Origin of the sequence: Rhodococcus sp. 14-2483-1-1 (assembly GCF_002259335.1) — a bacterium.
GTDB lineage: Bacteria > Actinomycetota > Actinomycetes > Mycobacteriales > Mycobacteriaceae > Rhodococcoides.
Window position 1 is genome coordinate 112,710 of the sequence record NZ_NPFX01000007.1, and the last position, 13,199, is coordinate 125,908.

A 13,199-nucleotide genomic window follows, 5' to 3' on the forward strand; every position below is an offset into this window, starting at 1 on the left:
ATGGCACAACAAGATCCGACTGCGCCACTGATCGAACTGTCGGGAATCACCAAATCGTACGGACCGGTGAAATCGCTTCGCGGAGTCGATCTTCGGCTCGCGCGCGGCGAGGTACTCGGGGTCGTCGGAGACAACGGTGCCGGCAAGTCGACGCTCATGAAAATCCTAGCCGGCGCCGTTCAACACGACGGTGGTGAGATGCGAGTCAACGGAGAACCGGTTCGCTTCTCGACGCCACTCGATGCACAACAGCAGAAGATCGGCATCGTCTATCAGGACCTGGCACTGTGCGACACCCTCGACGTCGCCAGCAACCTGTTCCTCGGGCGCGAACCCCGCAAGGGACCGTTTCTGGACCGGCACGGTATGCACGAGCGCGCTGCCGAAATCCTGGCGGACCTGCATGTGAAAGTGAAGTCGACGTACCAGGAGATCGGGCAGCTCTCGGGCGGGCAGCGGCAGACCGTCGCGATCGCCCGCGCCGTGTCGTTCCGCCCCGACGTGTTGATCCTCGACGAGCCAACGGCTGCACTGGCCGTCGCCGAGGTGGAGTCGGTGTTGAAACTCATCACCGACGTTGCGGCACAGGGCGTCGGAGTCATCCTGGTGACACACCGGCTGCAGGATCTGTTCCGGGTGTGCGACCGCATCACCGTCATGTACGAGGGGCAGAGCGTGGACGACGTACCGATCGGTGACCTCAACATCGAATCGCTTGTCGGACTGATCACACGCACTCCGGTTCCCCAGCGTTCACCGTCCTCGCCGGAAGGCCGACCATGATCACACTCGACAAGAACGCGCAGCCCAGCGTCGCCAAACTCGCTGCGCGCCCATCACTGTGGCAACAGACCAACAAGCCGACACTGGCCATGCTGGCTGTCACCGTCGCGGTGGCCATCGTCTTCTCGGTCACCACGTCCTCGTTCCTGACCTTCACCAACATCTCCAACCTCGCGACGCAGATCGCACCAGTCCTGATCATCGCCGTCGCCATGACATTCGTGATCACCACCGGCCAGATCGACCTCTCGGTGGGAGCAACCGTCGCCTTCGTCGCCGCGATGAGTGCAGAGCTCATTCAGGCAGGCGTGGACTCCTCGGTGGTGTTCATCGCGGCCCCGCTGATGGGAGCGGCTTGGGGCCTGGTCAACGGTTGGCTCGCTGCCTACCAAGGCATTCCACCATTCATCGTCACCCTCGCCACGCTGTCCATCATCCGCGGAATTGCGCTCTACCGCACCGAAGGGTTCTCCGTCCCCATCACCCCGGGCACCGCGTTCGCGAAGCTCGGTACTGCGTCCTGGTTGGGATTCTCGGCAAGTGCGTGGATCGCGTTGGCCGTGGTGATCATCGGCGCAATCGCCCTCAACCGCACCCGCTTCGGCCGCTACGTCACCGGAATCGGTTCCAACGTGGAGTCCGTTCGACGCTCCGGCGTCAACACTCGCCGCGTGCTGATGATGACGCTGGTGTTCACCGGCCTGGCCGCCGGCATCGCCGGCCTACTCATCGCTGCACGGCTCGGCTCGGGATCGGCCAACTCCGCCAACGGTTTCGAGCTGACCGTCATCACCGCGGTGGTGCTCGGCGGTACCAATCTGTTCGGTGGACGAGGCACCGTGGTCGGCACCGTGATCGGTGCGGTCCTCACCGGCATCATTGCCAACGGCCTGACCCTGCTGGGCGTCAGCCCGTTCCTCACCCCGATCATCACCGGAATCGTTCTGCTCGTCGCCATCTGGATCAACATGCGTGGGCATTCACTGGCGTCGCTGTTCAAGCACTTGCAGAGCGCTCCGGGCAAGCAGTGATCGTCACGACGGTCACGGGGCCGGTCGACTCCAGCGAACTGGGGCTGGTGCTGCCACACGAGCACCTGCACAACGACGCCTTCGTGGCGTACTCGGAGTCGCCCGACCCCGCTGTGGCACACGCTCTCTCCGGACCGATCTCGGCTCGAGATGCATGGCTGCTGCACGACAATCCCTATCACAGCGCCGACAACTGTCGGATCGACGACGCGACAGCCGTATTGGCAGACCTGAAAACCTTTGCCGATCACGGTGGGACGACCGTCGTCGATCTGACGCCGCCCGGAATCGGCCGTCGGCCCGAGATTCTGGAACAGTACTCCCGCGAATCGGGTGTCCGCGTCGTCATGGGCTCGGGCTGGTACCTCGAAGCCACGCACCCGGCCGAGGTCGCGTCGCTCGGCGTCGACCAGCTCGCGTCGGGACTCATTGCCGAGTTCACCGCGGACGACGGACCGCGGCCCGGGGTGATCGGCGAGATCGGCGTCTCGCCGTCGTTCACCGCCGACGAACAGAAAGCGCTGCGCGCAGCGTGCGTCGCCCAACGAGAAGTCGATGTACCACTGTTCGTTCATCTTCCGGGCTGGCAGCGGCGCGGGCACGAAGTGCTCGACATCGTCATCGATGAGATGGGCGTCGACCCGAGTGCTGTGGTGCTCTGTCACATGGACCCGTCGGGCAACGATCCCGATTACCAATGCGCTCTGGGCGATCGCGGGGTGTATCTCGAATTCGACATGATCGGCATGCCCTTCGAGTTCCCGGGCGAGGGGCAGTCTCCGTCACCCGCCGAGACCGCCTTCGCGGTCGCCGGTCTCATCGGCGGAGGGTACCGACAGCAACTTCTCCTCAGTCACGACCTGTTCCTCAAGTCGATGCTCCGCGCCTTCGGGGGCAACGGTTTGGCCTACGTACCAATCTCTTTCGCAGCCCGACTCGTGCGCAGCGGAATCGATCCACAGCACGTTTCCTCGCTGATGCGAGACAACCCCAGGTCGCTCTTCGAGAGCGCCGGAAAAGGATAGAGAACCACCATGGGTAAGAAAGTTCTGATCGCCGGTGAAAGCTGGATGACCACCTCGACCCACGTCAAAGGGGTCGACGAATTCACTGTGCACTCCTACGTCGAAGGCGTCGGACCGCTCAAGGATGCCCTGACCTCCCGCGGACACGACGTGGTGCACATGCCGGCGCACCTGGTGCCGACCCAGTTTCCCGGCAGCGCAGACGCCCTGTCCGCCTACGACGTCATCGTGCTCTCCGACATCGGCGCCAACTCGATTCAGCTCGCGCCGAGCGTTTTCGACCGGTTTCAGGCGGGCGAGGATCGATTGGTCGAGCTCCGGAACTGGGTGCACGACGGCGGTGCGCTGCTGATGATCGGCGGCTACCTCTCGTTCTCCGGATTCCAGGCCCGAGCAGCGTTTCGGCAGACGGCACTCGCAGACGCGCTGCCGGTGACGATGCTCGCCGAAGACGATCGCGTGGAGACGCCCGGCGGCATGATCCCCGTGGTTGTCGACGGCACGCACCCCACCGTGAGCGCCAGCGGTACCGAGTGGCCGGCTCTACTCGGCTACAACCGCGTGATCGCCAAGGACGGAGTTGCCGTACCCGCCACCATCAACGGCGATCCGCTCGTCGCTGCGGGCACCTACGGTAAAGGCCGCTCGGCGGTCTTCACCTCCGACTGCTCGCCGCACTGGGCACCGCCGGAATTCTGCGAGCAATGGCTCGGATACACCGATCTGTTCGACGGCCTGATCACCTGGCTGTCCGAAGAATGAGTCGATCCACCGAACTGACTGCGCGGCAACATCGCAACCTCGTTGCCGCGCAGCAGGCCAGTTTCATTACCGACTCGATCGGCGGCACACTGCGCGACGACGACTTTCGGCGTTACCTGGTGATCGAGGAAGCGTTCGTGCTCACGGCCGTACGCATCCTGGGCCTCGTGGTTGCAGAGTCCGAGTCCTTGGACGACGCAACCGATCACGTGATGTCACTGTCCAACCTCGTCGGTGAACAGCGTGAGTACTTTGCCGGGTTACGCGAGCAGTTTCCGTACGACGGCGACGTGCGCGAGTTGATCGAGAGCTCGTCCGTACTGTCCAACTACGCACTGGGACTCGTCCGTCGAGACGGACGGTCTGCGGCTCTGGTCGCGATGTTCGCCGCCGAGACCCTGTACCTGTCCTGGTGTCGCGCAGCATTGGATGCGTCGGTCGATCGCGAACCGGCACTACAGGAGTGGATCGAGATGCACACCCGACCCGCCTTCGTGGCGCAGGTGGACGCATTGGCCCGCGAGGTCGACGCCATGGACGGTGTGGACGACGCAACGCTGGACGAGTGGTTCGCCGGCATGCTCGCCGCGGAGACCGAGTTCCACAACGCGGCGATGCACTAATGCCTACGGCAGTGGTGCGGTTGAGCGCCGTCTGGGGCACATAACCACGCCACTGCCGTAGGCACTCAGGCTGCGTCGTTCAGTCTGACGAGATCGCGGCCCTTGGTTTCCGGTGCCAGGTAGGACGAGACCAGGGTGATCGCGGAGTAGATCACGAGCATCGCCGCGATGGGCCACCAGCTACCCGTCCATGCGGTGAGGCTGGCGGCGAGCAACGGTCCGATCGCGGTGGCGAGGATGCCGCCGATTTCCTTGGCCAGTGCGAGTTGCGTGAAGCGGGTTCGCGCACCGAACAGTTCCGCCATCGTCACGCTCTCGAGTGAGAACAGGCCGAGCACACCAAGATTGAGGGCCAGCACCATTGCGACGACGAGGGCCACTGTGTTGCCGCTCGTGACCATCAGCATCAGTGGGAAAGCCAGAATCATCGTCAGCGCGCTGAGCACCATATAGATCGGACGACGACCGAATCGGTCGCCCAGGATGCCGACGATCGGAATGGTGGCGAAGCCGATGAGGGAACCGTAGACGATTGCACTGGTGGCAATGGAACGATCGATCAGCAGCGTCGACGCGATGTAACCAACCAGGAATGTCTGGATCAGCCCGGAGTTGCCGGCCTGACCGAACCGCAGACCCAGCGCGATGAAGAACGCGCGGCCCTTCTTTTGCTTGAGACCGGACTCGAGAACGCTGACCTTCAGTTCCTCGTCGGTCTTCTCGATCTCGTCGCGTGAGAGGGCCACACCGTCGACCACATCGGCACGCTCCTCGAAGACCGGGCTCTCCCTCAGGTTGGAGCGCAACCACACCGCGAAGATCATCAGGAAGAAGCTCGCGAGGAACGGTACGCGCCAGCCCCAGCTGAGCAACTGATCCTCGGACAGTACAGCGAGCAGCAAGGCCCAGATGGCGGACGCAGCAAGGGTTCCGGAGTTGGTGCCCAGGGAGACGAGTGAGGCGATGAGGCCTCGACGCTTGTCCGGTGCGTACTCGACCAACATGACCGTGGCACCGGCGATTTCGGCTCCGGCGCCGAATCCCTGGATGAGGCGAAGGGCGACGAGCAGGATCGGGGCCATGATGCCGATCGCGTCGTACGTCGGGAGCGCACCGATGAGGGTGGTGGAGGCACCCATCATCGCGATGGTGATGAACAGGACCTTCTTTCGACCGATTCGATCGCCCATCCGGCCGAAGTAGATGGCACCGACCAGGCGCGCGACATAGCCGACGCCGTACGTGGCCATGGCGGCGATCAATCCGATCGCCGGGCTGACGTCGGGGAAGAAGATGCGATTGAAGACGATCGCGGCGGCGAGCGAATACAGCTGGAAGTCCATGAACTCCATTGCCGTACCCAGCCAACCGGACATCGCCGCCTTGGTGAGGTCTTTCGTGCTGCGAGTCGGGACGGCGGTGTTACCGCGATCGTCCGTCGATTCGTTGGTGTCCTGTGACATCCGAAGCTCCATTGCTGGTGATGATCGATGAGTTCATGATGCGAGTTCGCCGCGGGCCTACGTGAGACCGGTGCCTCATCGAGGGAGGTTGGTGGCGCTCGCCACAGTGATATACAAGCACTGTTATACCAATCCGTCAATGACCCTTCGCGAACCGAACTAGGCGCTGGACAGCGCACTCGCAGAACGAGCCAGTTCCTCGATCGAGGCCCAGTCCCCCGCCTGCACGAGCGAGCACGGCGTGAGCCAGCTACCGCCGACGCACACCACGTTGGGCAGCGCCAAGTAGTCGACGGCGTTCTGCGGAGTGATGCCACCGGTGGGGCAGAACGTCAAGTGAGGCAAAGGACCCGCCAGAGCCCCCAGCGCCGATGCCCCTCCCGACGACTCGGCCGGAAAGAACTTCATCTCGGTCGATCCGCCCTCGGCAACCGTCATCGCTTCGGTCGCCGTCGACACTCCCGCCAGAAGCGGAACCGGCAGCGCGCGGGCCGCGTCGAGCAGCCCCCTCGGGGATCCGGGCGAGACCAGGAATCGCGAGCCGGCATCCACCGATCTCAGCGCGTCCTCGCGGGTCAGCACCGTTCCCGCCCCGATGACTACTTCCGGCACGTTCGCAGCGATTGCTGCGATGGCACCGAGAGCGGCCTCCGAACGCAGCGTCATCTCGATGATGCCGATACCGCCGGCATACAGAGCCCGAGCCAGCGGAACCGCATCCTCGACCCGATCGATGACGACAACCGGAATAACAGGGCTTACGCGCAATACATCACGGGCAGTTAGGTTTTCGAGCAATTCTTCGTGTTCGGAGGTCATGTCAACACTCGTTTCCACTTGCTCGGCGAGTCGGTCCGTAGGAAGTCGGTCCACGCAACGACCTGCGTGCCGAACGGTGAAGTGGCCCCGAGATCGGGCCCGAAGATGGAGTCGATACCGAGCAGGTCCGACGCCGATCCGGCACGGGACAGCTGTGTCGACAACGGATCATCCAGCACACGTCCGGCTTTCGCTTCCTCCAGCACGAAAGCGCACCAGGCCCCGACGGCGAGAGCGAGCATGCCCGTCGAGCCACCGGCGGACGTTGCATCACGCACAGTCCCCAACAGGCGCGGACCGAGCTTCTGTGATCCGTCCATCGCCACCTGCCGGGTGGTGTGTTTCAGCGCCGGGTTGGCGAATCGCACACGAACCTCGTCGCCGTACCCGACAGCGTCCATTCCGCCGACCATCGTCGGTGCGACGTCTCGAAGAACCATGGTCCGGCAGATCTCGTCGAGCACCGGATCCCCGACCGCCTCGGCGATGGTGCTGTGCCCACGGAGGATTCCCAGGTACGCCAGCACCGAATGGGTGGCATTGAGCACGCGCAGCTTCATCGTCTCCCAGGGCTCCACGTCCTCGACGAACTGCACGCCGACTCGCTCCCACGCTGGACGCGGACCTGCGAAATCGTCCTCGATCACCCACTGCCGAAACGGCTCGCACACCACCAGAGCGTCGTCGCGTAGGCCGGTTCTTCGCTCGTTGTCCGCCCTGTCGTCGTCAGTGGTAGCGGGCACGATTCGATCGACCATGCTGCTGGGGAACGTGACTCGACGCGTAATCCATTCGGCCAGGCCATGGTCGCGGTCACGGGCAGCGACGAAAGCGTGGACCAGCTCGGACAGAATTCGACCGTTCGACGGCAGGTTGTCGCAGCACAGGACTGTCAGAGGCGAATCGCCTGCCATGCGCCGATCCAACCCCGAAACCAACTGCCCGACCACCGTGCGCGGCGGCCTGCCGCTCAGATCAGCCACGATCTCCGGATCGTCCAGACGCAGTCGGCCCGAGGCAGGGTCGAGCCGATATCCCTTCTCGGTGACCGTCAGAGTGACGATGTGTGTTGCCGGATCGGCGATGGCCTCGACAACCGCGTCGGGGTTCGCGGCTGCGTTCCGTACGTCGAGCATCGAGCCGACAACGGTCGCCGTAGTCTCCTCGATCCCCTTCTGCACCAGGGTGAACAACCCGTCCTGCGGGGCGAGCTGCTCCACCACCGTATTGCTTCGCTGAGTGAAACCTGTGATGCCCCAGTTCGTTTCCCCGGTCAACAGTGCGGCCTCGTAGGTGAACGCTGCCTGATGCGCCCGGTGGAACGCTCCGACGCCGAGATGCACGATTCCACTGGAGGTGGGACGGGCGACCGCGGCGGTCGCGTCGGACAACCGGGTGGACGCCGTCATGTCGCTACTCGCTCGGTGCGGTATCGCTCACCGTGGCGGCGGATCTCGTCGAGCGGTGCAATGAGACCGGTGCCGCCGCGTCCGCCGACGCTCAGCGATGCCGCTGCTGCAGCCATGGCCGCGGCCTCGCGAAGATCGTCGCCGAGAGCGAGACGCGCCGTCAGGGTGCCGGCGAACACGTCACCGGCACCGGTCTGATCGATCACTTGGCGGGCAGGAATCACCGGCTGATGGGACCGTCCCTCCTCGGTGAAGATGCTGGACCCTTCGGAACCCTGGGTGACCACCACAGAGCGTGCACCCCAGCCCATCAGGGACGCCGCAGCACTCGCCGGATCGTCTGTGCCGAGCAGCAATTCGATCTCGCTCGGTGCCGACGGCACCATCACCTCGCAGTAGGCGGCGATGTTCTGCAGGAAGTCGCGCGCCTGATCGGCCGTCGTCAACCTGGGGCGGAAGTTGGGGTCGTAGACAAATCTGCCCGAATGCTGCGCCACGTGCAGCATCGTGCGGGCGAGGGTCGGCGACAGTGCCGCAGCGATTCCGCCGCCCAGGACGGCACCCGCATTCTCGATCACGCCCACGGGCAGGTCCGCCACATCGAGCTGGCTGCCCACCGAACCGGCTCGGGCATAGGAGAACTGGCGATTACCCTCCGGATCGATGTGCAGGAAGTAGACACCCTGCTGGCCGGGGACTCGCCGAACGAAGGTGTCGTCGATGCCGAGCTCACGAATCCGCCGACAGACAGCGTCGCCGAGCTCGTCGTCGGATACCCGCGCGACGAGGGCTACCGAAGCCCCTGCAGCAGCAGCGGCGGCACCTGCGTTGACGACATCGCCCGATACTCCGAGCACACCGTCTGCTCCGTGCCGAAAGGCCTCGGTGGTCGAAACCTCGACGAGCGGCTCGCCGAGCAGGACTACATCGAACTGAGTTGTGGCCATGTGGCGCTTCACCAATCGTGCATACTGCCGTCGAGACGGCGATTGACGGGCAGATACTTGGGGTTGTACGGGTACTTCGCGGCGGCCTCTTCGTTCACCTCGACGCCGATACCCGGCTGGTTTCCCGGATGCATGAAGCCGTCGGTGAAGGTGTAGCTCGTCTGGAACACATCGCCCGTCGGGTCGACGTGCCCCATGTACTCCTGCACTCCGAAGTTGGGAATCGACAGATCCACGTGCAACGCGGCAGCGAGGGAAACCGGCGAAAGATCGCCCGCACCATGAGATCCCGATCGAACGCCGTACAGATCGGCCAGCGAGAAGATTCTGCGCAGATGGGTGATACCGCCGGCGTGCGAGACCGACGTGCGGATGTAGTCGATCCACCGGTTGGTGATCAGATTCTGGCAGTCCCAGATCGAGTTGAAGATCTCGCCGACGGCAATCGGGGTGGTGGTGTGCTGACGAATGACGGCGAAGGCGCTCTGATCCTCGGCGGGGGTGGGATCTTCGATCCAGAACATGCGCATCTCTTCGAGGTCCCGCCCGAGTCGTCCCGCTTCGATCGGGCTCAGACGGTGATGTACGTCGTGGAGCAGGTGGAAGTCGAACCCGTGACGTTCACGCACGGCACCGAGCATCTGCGGTGCGAACCGCATGTACGGGGCGGTATCCCACGAGTCCTCCTGCGGCGCAGCGCCGGATGCGGGTTCGTAGAAGCCGTCGACCGGAATTCCGTAGGTCTTCTTCAGGCCGGGAATGGCCGACTGGGCACGAATTGCTTTGTAGCCCTTGTCGAGATGCGCTTGGACGTCGTCGAGCATCTCGTCGATGCTACCGCCGCTGGCGTGCCCGTAGACCATGATCCCGTCTCGTGCAGCACCGCCGAGGAGCTGGTAGACCGGCATATCGGCGGCCTTGCCCTTGATGTCCCACAGTGCGACGTCGACCGCTGCGATGGCTGTCATCGTCACCGGACCACGCCGCCAGTAGGCACCCTTGTACAGGTACTGCCAGATGTCTTCGATCCGGTGGGGATCGCGTCCGATCAGGAGCGGCGCAATGTGGTCCTTCAGGTACGACTCCACCGCGAGCTCGCGTCCGTTCAGAGTCGCATCACCCCACCCGACGATGCCCTCGTCGGTGGTGATCTTGAGCGTGACGTAGTTGCGGCCCGGAGCCGTCACGATGACGGTGGCGTCGATGATTTTCATTGCGGTCCTTGCGAAGTGGTGTCGATGACGATCTTGAGCTGGGTGGGGTCGGTGAGCGCGGCCTCGAGCGCTGCAGCCGATTCGGCCAACGGGTACGTCGATGTGACGAGCGCGGCGAGGTCCACTCGCGCCGATCCGGCGAGTGCGATCGCGTCGGCGAATGCCGAAGGGCCATAGCGGAAGCACCCGCGGATATCGAGCTCCCAGCGTTGCACTGCTCCGATGGGGAATTCGGCGACCGCGCGTCCCGGCACGCCGACGAGCGCCAGGATGCCTGCCGGGCCGAGGGAGCGTGCTGCATCGGCAATGGCTCCGGGGTGGCCCGAGCAGTCGAACGCGATGTCGAAGGTGCCCTCGGGCAGTGCATCTTCGCCCGAGCGCAACGTCGTGGTGGCACCGAGCGCTGCCGCGACCTCGAGCCGCGCGGGTGCGACGTCGGTGATGGTCGTCTCCGATGCGCCCAGGGCAATGACCGTCTGCAGAACCAGCAGTCCGATGGGCCCGGCACCGGTGATCGCGATGCGCTCGCCCAACACCGACCCGACCCTGGCTGCGGCCCACGCTGCGACGGCCAAGGGCTCGATCAGCGCAGCGACGCCGTCGTCGATCGAATCCGGGAGTGGGTGCGCGAATTCGGCTGTCAGGACAACGGATTGCCGCAGCAGTCCGTGATTCGGTGGGGATCCGAAGCAGACGACACTGGGGCAGACGTTGTAGTGACCGCTCAGGCTCAGCGACGAGGTGCCGTTCGGAACCGCGGGCTCGATTGCCACTCGCTGGCCGATTCGGCCCTGAGACACGCCCGCGCCGACCTCGGTGATGACCCCGAATCCCTCGTGCCCCAATACGGTGGGCTGCGTCAGCGAGTTGGAGCCGTTGCGGCCGTCTGCGTAGTAGTGCAGGTCCGAGCCACACAGGCTCACGCCGTGTACCTCCACCCTGACCTGGCCGTCGCCGACCTGCATACGGTCGATCTTCTCGATCCTCAGGTCACGTGGACCGTGCAGAACGGCCGCCTCGTCGTTGCCGCTGATCACTGCCATCGCTGTAGAGCCTCCGCCGTAGTGCCTTGAATATCAGTACTACCATACTAGTGACCGAGGGCACTCCGTCAAGGGTTCGGCACTGCGGGTCACCCGGCACCCCGCGTTAGTCTTGACCGGTGAGCACACAGAGCAGCAGGAAAGTCACCGCACGAGAGCGGGCGTACAGAGAATTACGCCTACGCATCGTGTCCTTGACGCTCCCCCCGGGTAGCCCGCTGTCGGAGAACGAACTCGCCGAGCAAATGTCCGTGAGCCGCACACCCGTCCGTGAGAGCTTGATCCTGCTGGCCGAAGAGGGCCTGGTTCAGGTCTTTCCGCAACTCGGTACATTCGTCTCACGCGTCGACACCGAGCGCGTTGCCGATGCCCAATTCGTCCGGGAGGCAATAGAAACCGCGTCGCTCAGCGATGCGGTCACGTCTCGGTCGGACGACGATCTGGCCGCGTTGCGGGCAAATCTCGCTGCGCAGGCCGAGCCCGGAATCGACATGGACCAGTTCTTCGAGCTGGACGAGCAATTCCACCAGTTACTTCTTGCGGCCGGTGGACATTCCGCCGCATGGCGATCCGTCGAATCGGCGAAGGCTCATCTGGACCGAGCACGACGACTGGGGCTTCGTGACACTCGGCCCATTCCCGACCTGATCGAACAACACACCGCAATAGTCGACGGCCTCGAAGCACGAGACTTCGAGGCCGCCGCTCGGTCGATGCGCGAGCATCTGCGTGCCGTGTTCGCCGATGTCGAATACATCAAGAGCAAGAGCCCACACCTGTTCTCCAACAGCAACGAACGACCGACACGCAAAGTCGTCTCCAGCTGGGAGTGAGTGCGGCTCCGCCGCAATGGTGCGGTTATGTGCCCTCCAGGGGACTCAACCGCACCACTGCCGTAGGCATTACAGGCGCTCGACGATGGTGGCGTTCGAGAGACCACCCGCCTCGCACATCACCTGCAACCCGAATCGCTGCTCGCGCTCGGCGAGTGCGTGGACCATAGTCGTCATGATGCGGGCACCACTGCCGCCGAGGGGATGACCGATGGCGATGGCTCCGCCGTTGACGTTGACCTTGTTCAGGTCCGCGCCGGTCTCCTTGGCCCATGCGAGCACCACGGACGCGAAGGCCTCGTTCACCTCGAACAGATCGATATCGTTCATGGTCAGCCCGGCTTTGGCGAGCACCTTCTTCGTCGCCGGGATGACTGCGGTGAGCATCATCAGCGGATCGTCGCCGACCACCGCGAAGCTGTGCAGCCTGGCCATCGGGGTGAGGCCGAGTTCCCTCGCCTTCTCGCTGGTGGTGATCATGACCGCCGCACTACCGTCGTTGACCTGACTTGCGTTGCCCGCGGTGATGTTCCACCCGATTTCCGGGAACCGCTGCGCCATGGCGTCGCTGTAGTAGGCCGGTCGCAGTCCGGCTAGGGTCTCCAGCGTGGATCCGGTGCGGATTCCCTCGTCGCGGTCGAGCCCACGGATTGCGGTGATCTCCCGCTTGAAACGTCCCTCTTCGGTGGCTGCGGCAGCCTTCGCATGACTCGACAAGGCGAACTCGTCCATCTCGGTGCGGCTGATACCCCACTTCGCCGCAATCAGTTCGGCGCTGATTCCCTGCGGCACCAGACCTTCCGGATACCTCTCGGTGAACCCGACACCTGCCGGATCTTCGGTTCCGACCAGGTTCGAACCCATCGGAATGCGGCTCATCGACTCCGAACCGGTAGCCACGGCCAGATCGTAAGCACCGGAGATGACACCCTGAGCGGCGAAATGTATTGCCTGCTGGCTACTTCCACATTGCCGGTCGACGGTGGTTGCGGGCACCGATTCGGGATAGCCCGCCGCCAGCGCCGCGCGCCGAGTCATGTTCGACGCCTGATCCCCTACCGCAGTGACAACTCCGCCGATGACGTCGTCGATCTGGTTCGGGCCTATCCCGCTGCGCTGCACTACTTCCCGCAGGCTGTGGGCCATCAGGTCGACTGGATGCTCGGGATGCAACGTGCCGTTCGTTTTGCCCCGCCCGACCGGGCTTCTCACTGCCTCGACGACGACTGCGTCTCTCATGACGGCTC

13 protein-coding genes are annotated in these 13,199 nt (G+C 64.2%); 6 read left to right on the top strand and 7 right to left on the bottom strand.

Annotated features, from left to right (window positions below; genetic code table 11):
- Genes CH294_RS06930 through CH294_RS06950 form a run of 5 tightly spaced genes read left to right on the top strand, consistent with a single transcriptional unit; the run spans position 1 to position 4,224 of the window.
- On the top strand, positions 1-783 hold the full coding sequence (locus CH294_RS06930; RefSeq protein ID WP_037147221.1) for an ATP-binding cassette domain-containing protein: 783 nt from the start codon (positions 1-3) through the stop codon (positions 781-783).
- Positions 780-1,814 (top strand): ABC transporter permease, encoded by a 1,035-nt coding sequence (locus CH294_RS06935; RefSeq protein ID WP_032405316.1) that lies wholly within the window; start codon positions 780-782, stop codon positions 1,812-1,814. The genes CH294_RS06930 and CH294_RS06935 overlap by 4 nt, the downstream gene beginning before the upstream one ends.
- The gene (locus tag CH294_RS06940) at positions 1,811-2,839 is read left to right on the top strand and encodes an aryldialkylphosphatase (protein WP_094737452.1); all 1,029 of its coding nucleotides are present in this window, start codon (positions 1,811-1,813) and stop codon (positions 2,837-2,839) included. Before CH294_RS06935 ends, CH294_RS06940 begins: the two co-directional genes overlap by 4 nt.
- Positions 2,840-2,848: 9 nt before the next feature.
- Positions 2,849-3,601 carry a glutamine amidotransferase gene (locus tag CH294_RS06945; protein ID WP_094608655.1) on the top strand — a complete coding sequence of 251 codons (753 nt, stop codon included), beginning with the start codon at positions 2,849-2,851 and terminating at the stop codon, positions 3,599-3,601.
- Entirely contained in the window at positions 3,598-4,224 is a 627-nt protein-coding gene (locus CH294_RS06950) for a TenA family protein (protein WP_094737453.1), read from the top strand. Before CH294_RS06945 ends, CH294_RS06950 begins: the two co-directional genes overlap by 4 nt.
- 65 nt (positions 4,225-4,289) lie before the next feature.
- Here CH294_RS06950 and CH294_RS06955 read toward each other — a convergent pair whose 3' ends face one another.
- From CH294_RS06955 to CH294_RS06980, 6 genes are all read right to left on the bottom strand, one after another.
- Positions 4,290-5,687 (bottom strand): MFS transporter, encoded by a 1,398-nt coding sequence (locus CH294_RS06955; protein WP_032405826.1) that lies wholly within the window; start codon positions 5,685-5,687, stop codon positions 4,290-4,292.
- Between the two features lie 159 nt (positions 5,688-5,846).
- On the bottom strand, positions 5,847-6,506 hold the full coding sequence (gene eda, locus CH294_RS06960; RefSeq protein WP_094737454.1) for a bifunctional 4-hydroxy-2-oxoglutarate aldolase/2-dehydro-3-deoxy-phosphogluconate aldolase: 660 nt from the start codon (positions 6,504-6,506) through the stop codon (positions 5,847-5,849).
- A complete protein-coding gene (locus tag CH294_RS06965) occupies positions 6,503-7,915 on the bottom strand; it encodes a mannitol dehydrogenase family protein (protein ID WP_094737455.1) in 1,413 nt (470 codons plus the stop codon). The genes eda and CH294_RS06965 overlap by 4 nt, the downstream gene beginning before the upstream one ends.
- Entirely contained in the window at positions 7,912-8,862 is a 951-nt protein-coding gene (locus CH294_RS06970) for a PfkB family carbohydrate kinase (protein WP_094737553.1), read from the bottom strand. Before CH294_RS06970 ends, CH294_RS06965 begins: the two co-directional genes overlap by 4 nt.
- Positions 8,863-8,870: 8 nt before the next feature.
- Positions 8,871-10,076, bottom strand: coding sequence for a D-mannonate dehydratase ManD (gene manD / locus CH294_RS06975; RefSeq protein ID WP_094737456.1), 1,206 nt, complete (start codon positions 10,074-10,076; stop codon positions 8,871-8,873).
- Entirely contained in the window at positions 10,073-11,119 is a 1,047-nt protein-coding gene (locus CH294_RS06980) for an alcohol dehydrogenase catalytic domain-containing protein (protein ID WP_094737457.1), read from the bottom strand. Before CH294_RS06980 ends, manD begins: the two co-directional genes overlap by 4 nt.
- Positions 11,120-11,238: 119 nt before the next feature.
- Here CH294_RS06980 and CH294_RS06985 point away from each other — a divergent pair, with 119 nt between their 5' ends.
- Positions 11,239-11,952, top strand: a complete 714-nt coding sequence (locus tag CH294_RS06985; RefSeq protein WP_032405307.1) for a GntR family transcriptional regulator — start codon at positions 11,239-11,241, stop codon at positions 11,950-11,952.
- A gap of 69 nt (positions 11,953-12,021) precedes the next feature.
- Here CH294_RS06985 and CH294_RS06990 read toward each other — a convergent pair whose 3' ends face one another.
- A complete protein-coding gene (locus CH294_RS06990; protein WP_094737458.1) occupies positions 12,022-13,191 on the bottom strand; it encodes a thiolase family protein in 1,170 nt (389 codons plus the stop codon).
- Positions 13,192-13,199 lie beyond the last annotated feature (8 nt).

Bases quoted from the DNA above. Each gene is read 5' to 3' on its own strand.
- CH294_RS06990 (WP_094737458.1), bottom strand. From the start codon at position 13,191: ATGAGAGACGCAGTCGTCGTCGAGGCAGTGAGAAGCCCGGTCGGGCGG.
- CH294_RS06980 (WP_094737457.1), bottom strand. From the start codon at position 11,119: ATGGCAGTGATCAGCGGCAACGACGAGGCGGCCGTTCTGCACGGTCCA.
- CH294_RS06945 (WP_094608655.1), top strand. From the start codon at position 2,849: ATGGGTAAGAAAGTTCTGATCGCCGGTGAAAGCTGGATGACCACCTCG.
- CH294_RS06955 (WP_032405826.1), bottom strand. From the start codon at position 5,687: ATGTCACAGGACACCAACGAATCGACGGACGATCGCGGTAACACCGCC.
- eda (WP_094737454.1), bottom strand. From the start codon at position 6,506: ATGACCTCCGAACACGAAGAATTGCTCGAAAACCTAACTGCCCGTGAT.
- CH294_RS06965 (WP_094737455.1), bottom strand. From the start codon at position 7,915: ATGACGGCGTCCACCCGGTTGTCCGACGCGACCGCCGCGGTCGCCCGT.
- CH294_RS06930 (WP_037147221.1), top strand. From the start codon at position 1: ATGGCACAACAAGATCCGACTGCGCCACTGATCGAACTGTCGGGAATC.
- CH294_RS06950 (WP_094737453.1), top strand. From the start codon at position 3,598: ATGAGTCGATCCACCGAACTGACTGCGCGGCAACATCGCAACCTCGTT.
- CH294_RS06970 (WP_094737553.1), bottom strand. From the start codon at position 8,862: ATGGCCACAACTCAGTTCGATGTAGTCCTGCTCGGCGAGCCGCTCGTC.
- manD (WP_094737456.1), bottom strand. From the start codon at position 10,076: ATGAAAATCATCGACGCCACCGTCATCGTGACGGCTCCGGGCCGCAAC.
- CH294_RS06935 (WP_032405316.1), top strand. From the start codon at position 780: ATGATCACACTCGACAAGAACGCGCAGCCCAGCGTCGCCAAACTCGCT.